We start from the raw sequence: 20,545 nt of genomic DNA, 5'->3' as shown, positions 1-20,545 counted from the left end.
TCACACAACCTGATGTTTTATCCTGTAGCATTGTTCAAGACGCTCCTGCTAAATGTTATGGAGACAGCAATGGTACAGCAACAGTGACTGCCGTTGGCGGAAATGTTGGCTACACTTATTTATGGGACAACGGAGAAACTACTGCACAAGCAATTGCCTTAAACGCAGGCAATCATACCGTGACCGTTACCGACAATTTAGGATATAAAACAAGCTGTAACGTAACCATTGGACAACCACAAGCGGCTTTAACAGCAACAGCAGTAATTACAAATAACAATAACTGTATTGCTTGTAGCAACGGGACTATCAATCTTACCGTTTCAGGTGGAACAGAACCTTATACTTTCTCATGGTCAAACGGAGCCACAACAGAAGATATTTCAAATTTATCGAATGGCTCATATATAGTAGAAATTACTGATAATAATGATTGTAAAGCAAATTATACATTTACCATTACAGAGTCAAGTATTAATATTATTAAAGAAGACACCTATGTAGATAGCAATCAAGATGGCATAACTAATGTAGGAGACGATGTAAAATATAGCTTCGTCGTTAAAAACACAGGAACAGTAACTCTTACAAATATAACAATTGACGATGAAAATGCAATTGTTACAGGAGCGATATCAACTTTAGCCGCAGGTGAAACAAACACAACAACTTTCTCTGGAACTCATGCTATTACTCAAAGTGATATTGATCTTGGATATGTATACAACGTGGCAATAGCTAAAGCTAAAGACCCTGAAAACAAAGATGTAACAAGTATTTCATATGACCCTACACCTTGTGCAACTTGTCCAATAACAACTGATTGTCCTAGTTGTACTATTACACCACTAACTCAATCTCCTAAATTAGAGCTTATAAAAACGACGTCAACTATTAATTATAGTGTTGTTGGAGATGTAATTAAGTACACCATAATCGTGAAAAATACGGGTAATGTAACGTTAAATCAAATAACTGTAAAAGACCCATTAACAAATTTAGATACAATTATAGAAATACTTGCACCAGGTGCTAGCTCAGAATATACACAAAGCTATACCGTAACTCAAGAAGATTTGAATAACGGCTCTGTTACTAATATTGCAAAAGCTGAAAGTAATACTCATATTACTGCAGAAGACACTGTAACAGTTAACGAAAAAGCAAATCCAATTGATGCTGTTAATGATAATGCCGGTACAATTGTTGGCGTAAATCAAACTACACCAAATGTAATCAACGTTTTCACTAATGATACTTTAAACGTATCTCCTGTAAAATCTGTCGATGTTATTTTGACAACTGTTACATCAAATCCTTTCTTACAGTTGAATCCTGATGGTTCAATAGATGTATTGCCTGACGCTCCTGTAGGTATGCAAACAATGACTTATCAAATTTGTGAAAAACTAAACAGTACCAATTGTGATACTGCCACAGTAACTGTTACAATTGAAGGGCCTAGTATGACTGTTTCTGGAGAAGGAATTTGTATCAATGACATTCCTTACTTTAGTTATACAACTACTGCAAATAATTTTACTCCAGTAAATGGATTAACATTAACATGGACAGATAGTAACAACAATGTAGTTACGACCATGACCAACTTACCATTAAATGGAAAAGTAGTATGGCCAGGTGCAATTGTTGATGCAAACGGTAATGGAATTGATTGGCCAGGTTGGATTTTGGTTAACAACAAATGGATTGAAGGAGCTGATGGCTTTGAAAACCTTAGACCAACTGCTTCAATAACATTCACATTAAATCCAAGTCAAACAGTAATAGCAAATTATCCACCATCAGATCCAATATGTACATCTAGACCAACATTTAAAATTGATGCTGTAGATGATACTGCTGGTCCGATAGATGGAATAAATGGCGCAACAAATGTTCTTAACGTATTTAATAATGATACTTTGAATACCGTTGCAGTAAATCCAGCCGATATTACTTTGACTTTAGTAACACCCGATGCTACAGGTTATATGACGATGAATGCAGACGGTTCAATAGATTTGAAAGATGGCACACCCGCTGGAATTTACACTCTCGTGTATCAAATTTGTGAAAATGCTGACCAAGGAAATTGTGATACAGCAACTGTAACCATAAATGTCATTTGTAATAATACTACAAAAATGGCTGGTATTGTTTTCAATGCGGGAACAAACACTCCTCTAGCAAATGTTCCGGTAACCTTAATTCCACAGGGAACTACACCTGGTCCAATTTTAATTAGAATTACCAATGCACAAGGGTACTATAATTTTACAGGAATGGCTCCTGGAGATTATTTACTACAAGTACAAGATGCTAATTTAAATAGTGCTTACCAATTGTATCCTGTAGATTCAAGTTTGTTCTTTACTACTTTGGAAATTTGTGTTTACCAATTCCACAATTTTGGATATGACAAATCTAATTTACCTGTCTTAGGAGATTTTGTATGGTATGATGCAAATGACAATGGTATTCAAGATGAGTGGTTTGATGCTAATAATGATAATCTGATTACCCAAAATATACCAGATGCTAATGGATCATTTGATTATAGCAAATGGGAATGGATTGACCTTAATGGTGATGGAAGTTACAAAGGAGCAATCAATGTTGGTGAACTAAATGCTGCCGGTTTTGGTAATGCAAAATCTCCAAATGTATTTGTAACTGGTCCTAATAATTACAACGCAAGTGTTATTATTGGAATACAAGGTTTTTGGAGAAACAGACCACCGCTTGGAGCTTTCGGAGATTACACAGTTGAATTGAAAATGGATTCCAACTTAGAAGCACAATCTTCAGCAATGAGAGCCACTGGGTTAGTAAAAACAATACCAAATACTAGCAAAAATACAAATTCACCAAAAACTGGTAAACCAACAAGCTTTGAAGTTTGCGGACCTACAAATCAGAATCCTCAAGCAGCTTCTTTAACAAATGCAAATAAAGTAAATTTAGACATTGACTTTGGTATTATTTGTAAAACATTTGCAAATATACAAGCAACAAATGATACATTTAGCGTAACACAATGTTCTATACTTGATGAAATTAGAAACGCATTAACTAATGACTTATTAAATGGAGCTCCAGCAAATATTAGTGATTTTAAATTTAAATTATTAACCACTTTAGGTCAAAATATCGAAATTGATGGTAACGGAAATATCACTTTAACTAATGGAATTGCCGCAGGAGAATATACATTCGATTATCAAGTTTGTGAAGCTGCAAATCCTACAAATTGCGACACTGCAACAATTACAATAAATGTTGCCGGAATTGAACCAATTACTATTGCTCCTGAAGATAAAATATGTAATGATGATATAACTCTTGTAGACCTATCAAAATATTTACCTACAGGCACCCCTACTAATGGAACATGGATTGATTCTGAAAATTCAGGAGGCTTAAATGGTAACCTTTTAAATGCCTTTGGATTACCTGTAAAAAAATACAAATATGAGTATAAAATTACTGGTGATTGCCCAAAAAGCATATTTTTAATAATGGATATTAAAAGTAATTGTATTGTACTTCCATGTAAAACTCTAATTGTACACAATGCTTTCTCTTCAAATGAAGATGGAAGAAATGATTATTTCCGTATTGAAAACTTAGAAGACAACGCTTGTTTCAAAAACTTTAAAGTTGAAATCTTTAACCGTTGGGGAGTGTTAGTTTTCGAAAAAGATAATTATGACAATGATGCTAATGCTTTTAGAGGGCGCTCAGAAGGTAGAACAACAATTAATAAAAATGAAGGTTTACCAACTGGAACTTATTTTTATATACTAAGTTATGATGCCGTTGATGGGCTCGGTCAAACATCAAATGTTAAAAAAGATGGTTATCTATATTTAATCAAATAAGATACAAATAATAATACTCTGAGTATTAAAACACTCAGAGTATTGTAAAAATTTTCCATAAAAAAATACAAGAAAAAATATTAAAACCTCAAAACTAAGCTATAAAAAAAATAGCTATTTTAAACTAACAAATATCTACTATGAAAACAAAATTATTTTCTATCGTTATGATGTTTACAGCCATTGCTGGTTTTGCGCAACAAGATGCTCAATATACTCAATACATGTACAACACAATTAATGTAAATCCTGCCTATGCGGGATCTAGAGGTGCACTAAGTTTTTTTGCATTACATCGTACTCAATGGGTAGGTCTTGATGGTGCCCCAGTTTCTAATACAGTTTCAGTAAACACACCGTTTAATAATAGCAAATTAGGGTTAGGCCTTTCTATAGTAAACGATGAAATTGGTCCCTCAACTTCCAATGCATTATCAGCTGATATATCGTATACACTCCCAGTATCTGAATCGTTCAAACTTTCCTTTGGTATAAAAGGAACCGCAAATCTTTTTAGTATAGATATAGCTAAATTAAATCCTAGTGATCAAACTGATCCTCAGTTTCAAAATATTGACAACGAATTTTCACCCAATATTGGTGCTGGACTTTATTTACATTCAGACAAAGCATATATTGGATTTTCTATTCCAAATATTTTAGAAACAGATGCTTATAATGACAACGATGTAGCTATTTATAAAGAAAAAATGAATTATTATTTGATTGGTGGGTATGTTTTCGAATTAAGTCCTTCTCTAAAGTTCAAGCCTGCTTTTATGACTAAACTTGTCGAAGGCTCTCCTTTGCAAGTAGATGTTTCAGCAAATTTCATGTTCAATGAAAAATTAACCGCTGGTTTAGCTTACAGATGGAGTGCTGCTATGAGTGCAATGGTTGGCTTTCAAATTTCTGATGGTTTCTATGTTGGATATTCTTATGATTTTGAAACTACTGAACTAGATAACTATAACTCAGGTTCACATGAGATCTTCTTACGCTATGAAATATTTAAGAAAAACAGCAAAATGATAACTCCTAGATTCTTCTAATACGTTAAACTCATTTTTGAATAAATAAGGATGTTGAAATTGAATCTTAAGTTCATAATAAAAGGTGTTGAATTTTTTTAAACTAAATATCATGAAAAATAAAATACTCCTTTACACACTAATTATAAGTTTATCTTCATTCAACAGTTGGACGCAAAAAAATGTGGTTTATTTAAATCAAAAAAAACCTGAAGAATCTAAAAGCAACACAAATCTTAAGAATGGGAAAACTTATAATCCTACAAAGAAAATTAAATATTATCATGTAGAAGAAATCAGTCCCTTGAAATTTGGAGGTTTCAAAACTGTATACGACGTAACAAATCCGAAGCTAATTAGAACTTATGATTTAGGTCCAAATAACAAACGAACAATAACCCCCGTGTATGAAGATGAAGAACCAGTTGAACACATTGAGCCTATTCTTAAATCAGACACATTAAAGAAAATTGAAAGTTCAACCGCAATGTCAATCTCAGATAAACCCAAAAAAACAGATTCATATGCTTACATCGATATTATAAAAACCTATGAAAGAGTAACTGACAAAGGATATGAATCGATAGATATGTTAAAAAAAATAGCTAACTCCTATTTTTTTAATGATGAATTAGATAAAGCAGAAAAATGCTATGGTAAACTATTCAGTTTGACAACTGACTTAGAACCTGAATATTATTATCGCTATTCAATCGCTTTAAAAGCAATGGGTAAGATTGAACTGTCCAACGAATTTTTAAAGAAATTCAATCAATTTTCTAGTAATAAAGCTAGTAAATAATGTTACCAATAATCAAGAAGACATTTATAGATCTCTAAAAATAATTATTATGAAAAACATTACAGTACTTTACCTAACGATACTCAATCTTTTTTCATTATGCATTTATGCCCAAAAAGCGAAAGTATCGAGTGCAGATAAAAAATATGACAACTATGCGTATATTGATGCCATAAAAACGTATGAAAGAGTAGCCGAAAAAGGATATAAATCACCTGATATGTATCAAAAATTAGGTAATGCATATTTCTTTAACTCAGAGCTAGATAAAGCCGTTAAATGGTATGATGAACTATTTGCTTTAACCACAAATGTAGATCCAGTATACTATTATAGATATGCATATTGTTTACGATCAGTTGGTCAAACTGATAAAGCTAATGAAATGCTCAAAATTTACAATCAAAAATCGGATAACTCCAGTAAAGGTGAATCGTATATTAAGGAAGTGAATTACTTAGATAAAATAAAAGCTAATTCCGGTAGATATAAAATAAAAGATGGTGGGGTTAACTCTAAATACTCTGACTATGGAAGTTCATTTTATAATGATAAATTAGTTTTTACCTCTTCTAGAGATACAGGTAGTTTAGGGCAAAGAAAACATACATGGACAGACCAATACTTTACAAACTTGTACGAAACTAACTTAACGGGTGATTCATTAACACCTTCCAAAGTGAATAAATTTTCGAAAAATGTCAAGTCTAAGTTTCATGAAGCTAGTGCAGTTTTCACTAGAGACGGAAAAACTATGTATTTTACGAGAAATAATTATTTGGATGGAAAAAAAGGAAAAGATGAAAATAAAATTACTTTAATAAAAATATATAAAGCCTCCTTTGAAAATAATGATTGGGCAAATATTATCGAATTACCGTTTAATAGTAATAATTATAGCACAGCACATCCAGCACTTAGTCCAGATGAAAAAACATTATACTTTGTTTCGGATATGCCAGGAACATTAGGTGAATCCGACATTTTTAAAGTTAGTATCAATAGCGATGGTACTTATGGGGCTCCCGAAAATTTAGGGAAAACGATCAATACTACAGGGAAAGAAACATTTCCTTTTGTAAGTGAAGAAAATGAAATTTATTTTGCATCAGATACACATTCTGGTCTTGGAGGATTGGATATATTCGTATCAAAAATAAAACCTGATGGAACTTTTGATGAAGTCCAAAATGTAGGAGCCGACGTCAATTCTCCAAAAGATGATTTTGCGTATTTAATAAACACACAAAATAGAATTGGTTTTTTCTCTTCCAATAGAGATGGAGGAAAAGGATACGATGATATTTATCAATTTTTGGAAACCAAAAGGCTTATCCCAAAATGTAAACCGGAATTGAATGGATTAATTACAGAATTAGCCACAGGACAAATACTTACAAATGCCAAAATAACTCTTTATGACGACCAACATAAAATAATAAAATCAATCGAATCTGACGAAAAAGGAAGTTTTTCATTTAACGTAGAAAATGAAAAGACATACAGTGTAAGAGCTGAAAAAGAGGACTATACCACTACCGAAAAAACAATTGCAATTCCTGCAAACGACTGTAAAACTGAATTAAATTTAGCTTTTGAGAAAGCTCTATGCAAAGTGGCTGTAGGTGATGATTTAGGTAAATGTTTTGGCATCAAATGGATTTATTTTGATTTAGATAAATCCAACATTAGACCTGAAGCTGCTTTAGATTTAGCTAAAATACTAGATGTAATGGGACAATATCCTAACATGAAAATAGATATTCGTTCCCATACTGACAGCCGCGCTTCATTTAAATATAATGATGCCTTATCTGAAAGAAGAGCCAAATCAACAAAAGATTGGTTAATCCAAAACGGTATAAATCCTAGTAGATTAAGCAGTAAAGGATATGGGGAAACAAAATTATTTAACAACTGTTCTGATGGCATAAAATGTACAGAAGAAGAACATCAGCAAAACAGACGCAGCGAATTTATCATTACTGCTCTATAAAAATTTTAAAACATAAAAAAAAACTACACTAAATAGTGTAGTTTTTTTTTATAATTAAAGTTGTATTTCTAAATTTTCACAAAAATATTAGTATAATATTTTTCACCAGTTTTAGGATCTTCTCTAATTGAAATACCAAAATGAGTAAAATTACCTTCTATATTTTCTTTATGGCCTTCACTTCTTAACCATGCATCAAATACTCCTTTGGCGCTATTATAATTATAAGCTATGTTTTCGCTTACAGTTTTTGCTCCCAAAACTTTCATAATATTTGTTGAACGTGCCTCAAAATCATTATGATTTACAACATTATTAGTAATCATATAATTATCATGCTCTTCTGATTTATAAGAAATATAATTTATTTTTTCCAAAGATTTTAAACCAATACTAACTCGATAATTATTTATTAAAGCCATCGTCTCTAATTCTACAGCACTATAATCATAATTCACAACAGCCGATTCATTTAAACTTTCTGTATCATTATCCTCAGCAGTACATGAAACGATAAAACACAATAGGGCAGCAAAAAAATACACCCGAAACAATTTCGAATTCATAACAATAGTATTTAAATTTAAAGTAGATTTGGGGGCAAACTCCTTTAATGTTAATGGTTTAGCTTTTTTTATTCATCAAATAAAGTCACTAATCTTTAAACTACCAAATAAAATCGATGAACTGCACGAATAACGCAAAACATCATACTATATTCTTACACTACGGTGCTAAACGAGAAATTTTCCATGAGTAATCATCTTCAAGAGTATATCTAATTCGATCATGCAAACGATTAGGTCTTCCCTGCCAAAATTCGACTTCTAAGGGACTCACTATATAACCACCCCAATGTTTGGGTCTGGGGATTTCCTTTCCTTCAAAATCTTTTTCTAATTGTTTAAGACTTTCTTCAAGATAATCTCGAGAAGGAACAACATCACTCTGATTGGAAACAATTGCACCTAATTTACTACCATCTGGTCTGGATTCAAAATAACCATCGGAATTATTCTCAGATGTTTTTTGAGCAATCCCTTTTATTATTACTTGGCGTTCAAAACTTTCCCAAAAAAAAGAAAGGCACACTTTTGAATTATTGGCTATGGCTCTACCCTTTTCAGAATTATAATTGGTATAAAAAGTAAATCCGTCTTCATTGAACTTTTTCAATAACACGACACGTGATTTCGGAAAACCATCCAATCCGATTGTAGAAACTGTCATTGCATTGACTTCTCCCGTACCTTCAAAATCTTCCACTTCGTGAAACCATCTGTTAAAAAGATTTATAGGATCTTCCGGAATGGTAGACTCTAATAATTCACTTTTTTCGTATGATTTTCTATAGTTACTTAAATCCTTCATCTTTTTTTAAACTTAAAATTTTCTAAAACAATTATTCAAAATCGAAGCTTTTACCATCTTCTGCCAATAGTACCTCCTTAAAAATAATTTCCGCTTCTTCTTTAAACAAATCAATACTATCATAACGTGTAGAATAATGGCCTAAAATTAACTGCTTAACATTTGCTTTCAATGCGATTTTGGCGGCTTCTTTTGCTGTAGAATGCATCGTTTTCAGTGCCAACGCTTCTTCTGATTGCAAAAATGTAGATTCATGATACAAAACAGACACATTTTCTATTAAAGGAATTATATCTTCATTGTATTTTGTATCCGAACAAAATGCATAACTCAAAGCGGGAATTGGATCAAAAGTTAATTTATGGTTTGGAATAATGCGGCCATCTTCAAGTGTGATATCTTTTCCGTTCTTAATATTTTGATAATAACAAGTGTCTATTTCAAAATCATGCACGGCATTCAAATCAAGTCTGCGTTCACTTATTTTCTCTTGAAATAAAAATCCATTGGTATAAACACGGTGTTTAAGAGGAATCGTCTGGACAATTACTTTTTCATCTTCATAAATAATTTCAGATTCTTTTGATTCCAATTCATGAAAAAATAATTGATAATTAGTCCACGAATTTGATAATTTTAGTTGTAAATCAATTATCTCTTTAATTCCTTTTGGTCCATAAATATGCAAATCCGTTGTTCTTCCTAAGAGTGCAAAAGTCGATATCAAACCTATTAATCCAAAAAAATGATCTCCATGCAAATGAGAAATAAAAACATGATTGATTTTTGAAAATTTCAGTTTGTTTCTACGCAATTGAACTTGGGTTCCTTCTCCACAGTCAATTAAAAAAAGTCTGTTTTTAATTTCTAAAACTTGAGAAGTGGGATTGGTTAAAGTGCGTGGAGTGGCGGCATAACAGCCTAAGATGGTAAGTTTCAAAATTAGTCAATTTGTTTATTTGTTGAATCGTTTTTTTTGTTTAATTGCTTATTTGTCGAAACAATAAACTTTACCAGTTTTAACCTAATTTAAATTTAAACGATTAAACAAATAAACGGTTAAACAATTTTAAAAACCTAAATCTCTTTCAATTTCATCCATTTCAATTAAATCTTGCGCTTCCAATTGCGTAGGAACAACAATTATGGATGCTGGAACTTTATTATAATCGATATCTTCAACAACAAAAACCAATGATTTTTTTACTTTTTTATGTTTCTTGGCTAAGTCAGAAAAAATCTTAATATTTTTTACATCAACTGATTTGTCATGTGAAATATCCAAAATAAGATTATAATCTTTAAAACTATTATATTGGTTATCAACTTTATCCAAAAATTCCACAATATCTCCCTCAGTGTCTTTAATTATGATTGTGTGTCCTTTTGTAGTAACTTTCATAGTCTTTATTTATTGGATTTTTGAAGCCAAAAGATAGATAACTGCCATTCTAATTGCAACTCCATTCTCTACTTGATTTAAAATCACCGATTGTTGAGAATCGGCTACATCGCTTGTAATTTCAACTCCCCGATTTATGGGTCCTGGGTGCATAATTACAATTTCTTTATCGAGGGAATCCAGTAAAGCTTTATCAACTCCATACTGTTGAGCGTACTCTCTAGTTGATGGAAAAAAATTAACATCCATTCTTTCATTTTGAACTCTCAACATATTAGCTACATCACACCATTCAAGCGCTTTACGTAAATTGGGTTCAACTGTAACTCCAAGTGATTCAATATATCTTGGTATCAGTGTTTTGGGACCGCAAACTTTAACTTCGGCACCTTGCATTTGCAAGGCATATATATTGGAAAGTGCCACTCTCGAATGCAAAATATCACCAACAATAACTACTTTTTTTCCTGCTACATCTCCTAATTTCTCTCTGATTGAATAACTGTCCAATAAGGCTTGTGTTGGATGTTCATGAGCCCCGTCACCAGCATTTACAATACTTGCCTTAACGTTTTTGGATAAAAAATAAGCAGCACCAGGATTTGAATGTCGCATTACTACCATATCCACTTTCATAGAAAGGATATTATTAACCGTATCAATTAATGTTTCTCCTTTTTTTACTGAAGACTGAGCAGCTGAAAAACTAATAACATCTGCTGATAAACGTTTTTGAGCTAATTCAAATGATAATTTTGTTCGTGTACTGTTTTCAAAAAAAATATTAGCAATCGTAATATCCCTTAAAGAAGGTACTTTCTTTATTGGACGATTAATTACTTCTTTAAAATGATCGGCAGTTTCAAAAATCAGGTTAATATCATTTTCATTAATATATTTAATACCTAATAAATGATTTACACTTAATTCGCTCATTATTGTTTAGATTTTCAGATTTTTATAATTATTAATATGGAGTTCTGTTTATTTTTGAATTTCCAAATCTAATTGGTCACCAAATAAACGCCATCTTCTCCATCTTGCTCAGCCCAACAAACTTTTACTTTTTCGCCATTAATTGCATCTACTTGTCGTCCGCGGTAATCTGGCTGAATGGGCAAATCTCTGCTAAAACGACGATCAATTAATGCCAATAACTCAATTCCAGATGGCCTACCGAAAGACTGAATGGCTGTCAAAGCCGCACGAATACTGCGACCTGTATATAATACATCATCAATAAAGATCACTTTCTTGTCCTCTACCAAAAAATCAATTTGTGTTTTATTGGCTTCCAAAGGTTTGTTGGTTCTTCGAAAATCATCTCTAAAAAAAGTGATATCCAAATATCCCAAAGATACATTCGGTATGTGATATTCATTTTCTAACAATGTTTTCAATCGTTCTGCCAAAAAAGTACCTCTAGGTTGAATTCCTACCAAAACAGTATCAGAAAAGTCAAGATGTTTTTCAATTAATTGACAAGCCAAACGATTCAAAATAATATTGACTTCTTTTGAATTGAGTAACACTTTTTGATTCATATTTAGCAATTATTTGTTTTTAAAAAGATTTACGGCGTTATCTGAGTAGTTTTCAAAATGCTTTATTCAATTTCAAAACATCCGTAGATTTGGTTAAGCAAATATACAAATTCCGATTTAGGATTTACATGCTAAAAATTTAAATATTTCAGCTATATATGCTAAATAATGAAACATAACTAATAAATTATATAACAGTTTCAAACGGCATTAATCTTAATTTTATTTAAAATTAAACATAAATTCAAAAATCTCATGAAAAACAAATTCACAAAATTCTTAATTGCTTTCACCATTCTCTTTACTATGAATAGTTGTGAAGTCATTGGAGGAATATTTAAAGCCGGTATGGGAGTAGGGATTTTTATAGTAATCGCAATTATTGCAGTTATTATATTTATAGTAAGCAGTTTTTTTAAGAACAACGATTAATCAAAATTATCAATATATAAAAAAGAAACTCCCGCATTTGACGGGAGTTTTAATCTATTTTGTGCTTGAAACAATTAAGAATACATTTTAGTTCTTAATTCTTGAACTTTTTCATCATCAAGATAATCATCAAAAGTCATATATCTGTCAATAGCGCCATTTGGAGTCAACTCGATAACTCTATTACCTACTGTTTGAGCAAACTCATGATCATGTGTAGTAAAAATTACAGAACCTTTATAGTTTTTCAATGAATTATTGAATGCTGTAATCGATTCCAAATCCAAGTGGTTCGTAGGTTCATCCAACATCAAAACATTAGCTCTTTCCATCATCATTCGAGACAACATACAACGTACTTTTTCTCCTCCTGACAACACATTACAGGTTTTTAATGCTTCTTCTCCAGAAAAAATCATTTTTCCTAGAAAACTACGAATATTAACTTCATCCCGTTCTTCTTCTGTTTTTACCCATTGGCGCAACCAATCTACAAGAGAATAATCATTTTCAAAGAAAGAATGATTATCTCCAGGCAAATAAGCCTGATTGGTCGTAACTCCCCAATCATAAGTACCAGAATCTGCTTTTTGGTTCCCATTTAATATTTCATAAAAAGCTGTAGTAGCGCGCGAATCTTTAGAGAAAAGAACAATTTTATCTCCCTTCGCCATATTCAAATCTACTCCTTTAAACAATAATTCTCCATCTACAGAAGCGCTCAAATTCTGAACATTTAAGATTTGATCTCCCGCTTCACGCTCTTGATCAAAAATAATAGCTGGATAACGACGGCTAGAAGGTTTAATCTCTGAAATATTCAATTTTGAAATCATTTTTTTACGAGAAGTAGCTTGTTTTGATTTGGCCACATTCGCAGAAAAACGACGTATAAATTCTTCTAATTCTTGTTTCTTTTCTTCGGCTTTTTTATTTTGTTGTGCACGTTGTTTAGCCGCTAATTGGCTGGATTCATACCAAAAAGTATAATTCCCTGAATAATGGTTTATTTTACTAAAATCAATATCGGATATATGTGTACAAACTGAATCCAAAAAGTGTCTGTCGTGTGAAACTACAATTACTGTGTTTTCATAGTTTGCCAAGAAATTCTCAAGCCAAGCAATGGTTTCAAAATCCAAATCATTGGTAGGCTCATCCATAATAAGTAAATCTGGATTTCCAAACAATGCTTGTGCCAAAAGCACTCTCACTTTGACTTTTCCTTCCAAATCTGCCATCAACGTATAATGATTGTCTTCTGTAATTCCAAGATTGGATAGCATTGAAGCAGCATCCGAATCGGCATTCCATCCATTCATCTCTTCAAACTGCACTTGCAACTCCCCTATTCTATCGGCATTTTTATCATTGTAATCCAAATAAAGGGCGTCCATCTCTGTTTTCACAGCATACAAGACTTTATTCCCCATCATTACGGTTTCCAATACCGTATGTTCGTCAAACATATTATGGTTTTGATTCAAAACTGACATACGCTTACCTGGTTCCAAATGAATATGACCCGAAGTTGGATCCATTTCACCTGCAATTATCTTAAGAAAAGTTGATTTTCCAGCACCATTGGCTCCAATAACTCCATAAATATTTCCGTGTGTGAAGGTTGTATTTACTTCGTCAAACAAAATTCGTTTGCCAAACTGAACTGATAAATTATTGACTGTTAACATGAATGTCTCTTTATTAAAATTTTGTGCAAAAATACAAAAAAATGTCTATTTTTTTTCAATCAAAACAACAATTTGTTTATCTCTCATTTTTGAAATATTTATGTTTGGCAACAGACCAATTATGCAAATACTTTTGAAGATAAAACAAGTCAAAACAAAAAAACCTGGTAACGAATTACCAGGTTAAAAACATTGTTTTCACAGAAAAACAACACTAATTCAAAAAAAAGAAATCATATTAAAATACAAATAACCAAACTCAATCTTAACTATTACAACTTTAATTTTTGAATTGAAACTAAGCTTGAACTAACTTTTTCAAGCTATTATATACCGCTAATTCAACATCGGCATGTTCTTTAGAATTACATTTCTCCAGTAATTCATCCAATACTGAAGCATCTATTGTTTGTTTTTTATTTATTTTAAGTAAAAGTTGCTCAGATATGTCACTTAAACTTTTAGACAAAGGCAAAAGCGGTTGAATAAGAGGTGCATTATTACTCAACGTATTTAAGTTGTTATGCATCTTAATCCATTTATTTAAATAATCAATAACTATTAATTGATTATCATTTGTTTTATTATTTAAATAATTAGTTACAGCTTCATTAAATACCAAAGCATCCGACGCATCTGGAGTGCAGACATCGGCAAATAAAGTCAATGGTGAATACATTTGATATTCGGTACCTGCGCCATTTCTTGAATATCTTTTGAGTGGTTCACAAATATTTGACAAATCAAGCAAAGCCTCATTTTTTTGATTGTTACTAATATTTCTCAACAATCCTTCTTTACTTTTAAGATGTGTCAACCCCAATTCTTCCAATCTAAAAGAAACTGTATTTAATCTTTTGCGTAAACTATTGATATCGGTAACATTTTCATTTGACCAAAAACGTTCGGCAATAGCAGCTGTTCTAGGCCAAATTCTGGAATCAATAGTTTCTGGAGTCACTAATTCTGTCCACATAGTAGCTTCTCCTCCCAAAATTCTAGCCTTTTCGGCATCAGTCAATGTGGTATTTTTAGGCATGGGATCAACGGTATAATGATCTTCAACTCCAAAAACCAAATCAATATAATATCCATTAGATAATATCGTCCTATAACCACCCTTGGCCGCATCAACTAGTGATTTACCTGCAGAGACCCCCTCATTAGTTCCTTTCCAAGAATGAATAATAGCATCTTTGGACATATTTTTTGTCATAATTTCTTCCCATCCTATTAGTTCTTTATTGTGCTTTTTGAGCATCGGAATCAATTGCATCGTAAAGTACGTTTGCAATTCATGGTTGCTTACTAAATTATGTTTCTTTTTGAATTCCTGAATTTTGGGATTAGAGTCCCAATCTTTGCCTTCATTTTCATCTCCGCCAATATGGAAAAACTTCCCAGGAAACAATGGGCAAACTTCATCAAAAATAGAACTTAACAGCTCATATGTTTTTGGGTTTGAAGGATCCAACGTTGGAGAAAAAATTCCCGCATTTCTTTCTAAATTATACGATTGTACTTGTGTTAACTGTTGTCCTTTTTCACCAGAATTCAAATGCAAGTTCAGTACTTTACTTCCTATTTCTGGATAAGCAGTCAATATAGCCGTTCCATGACCTGGAACATCTATTTCTGGAACTACTAAAATTCCTCTATCCGAAGCGTATTTCACTACACTTTTTATTTCTTCTTGTGTATAATAATTTCCATCCGATGCCATTTGAATCAGTTTCGGATGTTTTTTCATTTCGATTCTCCAACCTTGATCATCCACTAAATGCCAATGAAAAACATTCATCTTTACTGATGCCATTCCATCTAAATTGCGCTTTATCACATCAACAGGCATAAAATGTCTTGCTCCATCAATCATTAACCCTCTCCAAGTAAATCTTGGGAAATCGGATATTCTAGAAGTCGGAAAATAAAAGGTTTTACTATTGTTTTGCAACAGTTGCAACAAGGTTTCCAGTCCATGCAAAGCACCTACGTCTGTTGTTGCATTTATAGTTATTTTATTAGCAGTTATATTCAATAAGTAACTTTCATCTTCATACAATTCAATTTTTCCAGCTCGAACACAATTGATTTGCAATTCAGCATCAGGAACTTCATTTAAACCTGTCACAAAGCCTTGGTTGAAGAACAAACCAGTTCTTCCATCCAATCGTCTTAAAAAATTTGTGACACCAATAAATATCCTTGAATTTGGAGTTCCAGTGATATTCACTTTGAAGTTCTTTGTCAATGGAAATGTACCTTCTGAAAGCGAAATGTTTTGAGGCCACGGCATAATATTTAATTGCTCTTTACTAATTTGAGCTGATGAAATAATAGAGGCAAATAAAAAAATTATGATGTATTTCATTATATAAATAAAAAGGATATTAAAAATCTGAATTTCAAAAAATCAGCTTAAAACAAGCGCTAAACTCAAGAATTCATATGAAAACTTAGAGTCTAGCCCTCTAATAAACACTCAAAACAAAAAGTGGTATTTAGTACTCGAAACGTTTAAAAGCTTCTATCGCCTCATATTCGGCAAGTCCTAATTTATCGTATAATTTTGCCGTATTTTTATTTCGATCCTCGGCTCTAACCCAAAATTCTCTCGAATCATTTCCTTGGAACATCACTCTGTCTTTTTGGGATTGGTGGTATAAAATGGCCTGTCTTTTCAACATTACTTCATCCGGACTCAATGGAACAGCCATGTCAATTTCGTGAATATCCCATTCGTGCCAAGCTCCTCTATACAGCCATAACCAACAATCATTCATGAATGGTTTCGATTTTAATGCTTTCATGGCAGCAAAAATAGCATTCAAACATACTTCGTGTGTACCGTGTGGATCGGCAAGATCCCCTGCGGCAAATACTTGATGCGGTTTGATTCTCTCGATGATTTCTTTCACAATGGCAATATCTTGCGGCCCCAAAGGACTTTTTTGAACCATTCCTGTTTCATAGAATGGCATGTCCAGAAAGTGAGTATTTTCATCTTTTAAGCCAATATATCTTGTTGCCGCGTAGGACTCTCGTCTTCTGATCAATCCTTTCAATTTACGTACTTCGGCAGAATCGCTTTGCCCTAATGGCTTAGAATTAATAAAATCAATTACAGCTTGGAAATTGATTCCTGATTTATCTTTTTCGACAAAATCATTGCACACTTCGGCAAACTTCAATGCCTCATCATCAGTAACTGCAATATTTCCTGAGGTTTGATACACTACGTGCACATCGTGACCTTGTTTGATTAATTTGGCAAATGTTCCTCCCATCGAAATAACGTCATCGTCTGGATGCGGGCTGAACAGAATTACTCTTTTCTTGGCAGGATTTGCTCTTTCCGGTCTGTGAGAATCATCCGTGTTGGGTTTTCCTCCCGGCCATCCCGTAATGGTATGCTGCAACACGTTGAACATATTGATGTTCAAATCATATGATGAACTTCCGGCTGCCAACAAATCGGACATTCCGTTGTTGTTGTAATCCCTGTCGGTTAATTTAAGAATTGATTGATTGGTATGTTGGCAAAGCCAAACGATTGCCTTGTTTTTCAACTGTTCTGTCCAAATACACTCCCCTACCAACCAAGGGGTTTCCAATCTGGTCAATTCCGAAGCCGCACCTTCATCCAATACAAATGTGGTATTGTTGTGATTTTGCAGAAAAGTAGCAGGAACTTCAGAACTGATTTCACCTTGAATGGTTCTCTTGATAATGGAAGCTTTGTTTTGTCCCCAAGCCATCAAAACAATTCTTTTGGAACGAAGGATTGTCGAAACACCCATCGTAATTGCTTTTTTGGGAACATTCCCAATTCCGTTAAAATCACCCGAAGCATCTACTTTGGTAATATGGTCCAAAGTGATAATTCTGGTTCCTGAATTGATGTGCGAACCCGGCTCATTAAAACCAACGTGACCCGTACGACCAATTCCCAACAATTGAAAATCCAATCCTCCGGCATTTTTAATATTCATTTCATAGTCTACACAAAATTGGTTCAGATCTTCCAAAGCAACCGTTCCGTCTGGTATATTAATGTTTTCAGGTCTGATGTCAACATGGTTAAAAAGATGCTGGTGCATGAAATAATAATAACTTTGGTTGCTTTCCTTTGGCATAGGATAATACTCATCCAGATTGAAAGTCACAACATTATCAAAACTCAATCCTTCCTCTTTGTGCATACGAACCAATTCTTGATACACTTTTATTGGTGAAGAACCAGTAGCCAGACCTAATACACACTTTTTATTTTTTTCTTGTTTCGAACGAATTAAATCGGCAATCTCTTGAGCAACGATTATTGAAGCATCCGTTGAATTTTTAAAAATTACGTTGTGGATTTTTTCAAAACGGGTATCTTCAAACTGACCTGCTTTTTTGAAGCTTATTTCATTACCTTTAATTGATGTAGTTCTCATGTTTTTATAATTATATATTTTTAATCTATAAGGAGTAACAATTTAAATAATAATTGGCAATTAAAATATTAAAAATGAAATATTTATCTTTTCTGTTTCTAAATTAAATTCTTGCTTTTCATTGTATTTTGAAACAAAACTCTATAGTTCTGTTTTTATATGTAAATTTTATTTCATAAAAAATAAAAAGAAATTTCGATAGTAATAAGCTCTTAAAACAAAGTAAAATCACTTTACAAATCAGAGCGATTGGTTATAAAACCTTTAAAATCAATTAAAAAATCTTGCAGCATCATTTTTCAATTCTTGTTTTTTTATATCCAGACAAGTTTTCACCTGTCTGGAATATAAAATAACTATTATTAATTTTGGATAATTTCTACATCTTTGTCCCACCAAAGTCTAGTACCTCCATTATCAGGACCTCCTAATAAAGGAAGAGCACTTTCAACCCCTTTAGGGTTACCAGATTTCTCAGAGTCTACAAAATTAACTCTACGAATACCTAAAGCAGAATCAATTGTTCCAGCACTAGCATTTACAAGTACAGGGAATAATTTAGGAAAACCAGTTCGTCTATATTCAGACCAAGCTTCTTGCCCCTCAGGAAAGTTTGCTATCCATTTTTGGGTAATAATTTGTTGCAATTGTACTTTTTTAGAGGCAGTTGCATTATATTTCACTGGAACTGTATTTACAGCTACACCATTGTTTCCTGCATCTACAGGATCTACATAATTTTTAGGCAAACTTGTAGATGCTAAATAAGTAGAAGCTCCAGAAACACCATGTTGCTCAAATGATGCAGTCACACCAGCTTCGTATAAACTTTCAGCTGTACCAGCGCCCATATTCCAACCTCTTAATTTTCCTTCAGCCTTTAGGAAATAAACTTCTGCTGTTGTCATCCAAACTGTAGATTTAACATTCACAGAAGAAAAATCTTGACGATCTGATTTATTTGCAATTTGAATACCTGTACGAATACCTTTATACTCGCCTGGAAATTGTTTGGAAGTCAAAAAGAATGCAGACAATCTTGGATCATTATACCCTCCCATAATAGATTCCATATCAGCAGACATTTTGATATCTCCCCAACCTTGGCTAATATCTGATATAGGATTGCTATAGTTTTTAGGTTGAAGTGTAAACGTATCCGCTTTAGCTGTTAAAACCCCAAACTCTTGAGCAACAGCTAACTCAGCTTGTTTTTGAGCTTCTGCTGGATTTACTTTTACAATTCGCATAGCTAATCTAAGACGCAATGAATTTGCATATTTTACCCACTTAGAGTAATCACCACCATAAGATGAAACATCTGAAGAGGCAAACAGAGAAATTTTGTTTGCAGCAGAATTAGCTTTTGCAATTGGAGTCAAACCAGTTATTGCTTTATCTAATTCGGCGAACATTTGTTTGTAGACATCTTCTTGTGAATCATACAGGAATACTGTTGTATTAGAAGCCCCAAAAGTAGAATATACACATGGTCCATAAATATCGGCAATTCTATGCATTGCTTGTACTTTAATAATTAAAGACATGTAATAAAATTCGTCGTATTTACCTTCAGCTTGTTGTTTCACTTTCAAAGCATTAGACATAACACCTCTATAAGCAGATTCCCATGCTTGATTATTCCACCCACTATTTAGTTTATACTGAGGATTATTCCCATTTGCAAAACCAGTTGGAGTAGCCATATACCCAGACCAAATATCTCCTTGTAAATTTTGATAAATTTGGTATGGCCAAGCAGTAAGTAAGATTACATTACTGAACATTGGTGAAAACGGCGCCTTAATAGTATTATAATCTTGCTCAAGTTCAGTATTAGTAGCTCCAACAGGATTAGTATTTATACTCTCAAAATCTGATGTACAACTTACTGCCGAAAGCAAAGTAATACAGATAGCGGTTGTTTTTATTTTATTTAATATCATGATTTTG

The 20,545-nt window shown here is 32.8% G+C and carries 15 protein-coding genes; 5 read left to right on the top strand and 10 right to left on the bottom strand.

What is annotated here, in order from left to right:
• From KZH69_RS16985 to KZH69_RS16970, 4 genes are all read left to right on the top strand, one after another.
• Nucleotides 1-3,884, top strand: a 3,884-nt coding sequence (locus KZH69_RS16985; protein ID WP_219318676.1) for a CLIPPER-2 domain-containing protein, incomplete at its 5' end; no start/stop codon positions are given.
• A gap of 140 nt (nt 3,885-4,024) precedes the next feature.
• On the top strand, nt 4,025-4,936 hold the full coding sequence (locus KZH69_RS16980) for a PorP/SprF family type IX secretion system membrane protein (protein WP_219318675.1): 912 nt from the start codon (nt 4,025-4,027) through the stop codon (nt 4,934-4,936).
• 91 nt (nt 4,937-5,027) lie between these two features.
• Entirely contained in the window at nt 5,028-5,717 is a 690-nt protein-coding gene (locus KZH69_RS16975; RefSeq protein ID WP_219318674.1) for a hypothetical protein, read from the top strand.
• Between the two features lie 49 nt (nt 5,718-5,766).
• On the top strand, nt 5,767-7,713 hold the full coding sequence (locus KZH69_RS16970) for an OmpA family protein (RefSeq protein WP_219318673.1): 1,947 nt from the start codon (nt 5,767-5,769) through the stop codon (nt 7,711-7,713).
• Between the two features lie 68 nt (nt 7,714-7,781).
• Here KZH69_RS16970 and KZH69_RS16965 read toward each other — a convergent pair whose 3' ends face one another.
• From KZH69_RS16965 to pyrR, 6 genes are all read right to left on the bottom strand, one after another.
• Nucleotides 7,782-8,279 carry a CAP domain-containing protein gene (locus KZH69_RS16965; protein ID WP_219318672.1) on the bottom strand — a complete coding sequence of 166 codons (498 nt, stop codon included), beginning with the start codon at nt 8,277-8,279 and terminating at the stop codon, nt 7,782-7,784.
• Nucleotides 8,280-8,439: 160 nt separating this feature from the next.
• Entirely contained in the window at nt 8,440-9,084 is a 645-nt protein-coding gene (pdxH, locus tag KZH69_RS16960; protein ID WP_219318671.1) for a pyridoxamine 5'-phosphate oxidase, read from the bottom strand.
• A gap of 31 nt (nt 9,085-9,115) precedes the next feature.
• Nucleotides 9,116-10,024 carry a ribonuclease Z gene (locus tag KZH69_RS16955; RefSeq protein WP_219318670.1) on the bottom strand — a complete coding sequence of 303 codons (909 nt, stop codon included), beginning with the start codon at nt 10,022-10,024 and terminating at the stop codon, nt 9,116-9,118.
• A 129-nt stretch (nt 10,025-10,153) separates the two neighbouring features.
• Nucleotides 10,154-10,486, bottom strand: a complete 333-nt coding sequence (locus KZH69_RS16950; RefSeq protein WP_219318669.1) for a ribonuclease Z — start codon at nt 10,484-10,486, stop codon at nt 10,154-10,156.
• 9 nt (nt 10,487-10,495) lie between these two features.
• The gene (locus KZH69_RS16945; protein WP_077375887.1) at nt 10,496-11,422 is read right to left on the bottom strand and encodes an aspartate carbamoyltransferase catalytic subunit; all 927 of its coding nucleotides are present in this window, start codon (nt 11,420-11,422) and stop codon (nt 10,496-10,498) included.
• 68 nt (nt 11,423-11,490) lie between these two features.
• Complete coding sequence (pyrR, locus tag KZH69_RS16940; RefSeq protein ID WP_219318668.1) at nt 11,491-12,030, bottom strand: bifunctional pyr operon transcriptional regulator/uracil phosphoribosyltransferase PyrR; 540 nt, start codon at nt 12,028-12,030, stop codon at nt 11,491-11,493.
• Between the two features lie 255 nt (nt 12,031-12,285).
• On the opposite strand from pyrR, the gene KZH69_RS16935 reads away from it, so the two are divergent.
• The gene (locus tag KZH69_RS16935; RefSeq protein ID WP_219318667.1) at nt 12,286-12,462 is read left to right on the top strand and encodes a hypothetical protein; all 177 of its coding nucleotides are present in this window, start codon (nt 12,286-12,288) and stop codon (nt 12,460-12,462) included.
• Between the two features lie 74 nt (nt 12,463-12,536).
• Here KZH69_RS16935 and KZH69_RS16930 read toward each other — a convergent pair whose 3' ends face one another.
• The 4 genes from KZH69_RS16930 to KZH69_RS16915 all read right to left on the bottom strand — a co-directional run bounded on the left by KZH69_RS16930 (nt 12,537) and on the right by KZH69_RS16915 (nt 20,538).
• Entirely contained in the window at nt 12,537-14,153 is a 1,617-nt protein-coding gene (locus KZH69_RS16930) for an ABC-F family ATP-binding cassette domain-containing protein (RefSeq protein WP_219318666.1), read from the bottom strand.
• Nucleotides 14,154-14,451: 298 nt separating this feature from the next.
• Nucleotides 14,452-16,524: a beta-N-acetylhexosaminidase gene (locus KZH69_RS16925; RefSeq protein WP_219318665.1), complete on the bottom strand. Its 2,073-nt coding sequence runs from the start codon at nt 16,522-16,524 to the stop codon at nt 14,452-14,454.
• 130 nt (nt 16,525-16,654) lie between these two features.
• Nucleotides 16,655-18,592 (bottom strand): glucosamine-6-phosphate deaminase, encoded by a 1,938-nt coding sequence (gene nagB / locus KZH69_RS16920; RefSeq protein ID WP_219318664.1) that lies wholly within the window; start codon nt 18,590-18,592, stop codon nt 16,655-16,657.
• Between the two features lie 362 nt (nt 18,593-18,954).
• Nucleotides 18,955-20,538: a RagB/SusD family nutrient uptake outer membrane protein gene (locus KZH69_RS16915; RefSeq protein WP_219318663.1), complete on the bottom strand. Its 1,584-nt coding sequence runs from the start codon at nt 20,536-20,538 to the stop codon at nt 18,955-18,957.
• Between the last annotated feature and the right edge of the window lie 7 nt (nt 20,539-20,545).

Origin of the sequence: Flavobacterium taihuense (genome assembly GCF_019351435.1) — a bacterium.
In the GTDB taxonomy this organism is placed as follows: domain Bacteria; phylum Bacteroidota; class Bacteroidia; order Flavobacteriales; family Flavobacteriaceae; genus Flavobacterium; species Flavobacterium taihuense.
Note: the sequence above shows the minus strand (reverse complement) of the source record. Positions and strands in the feature narration are given on the sequence as shown.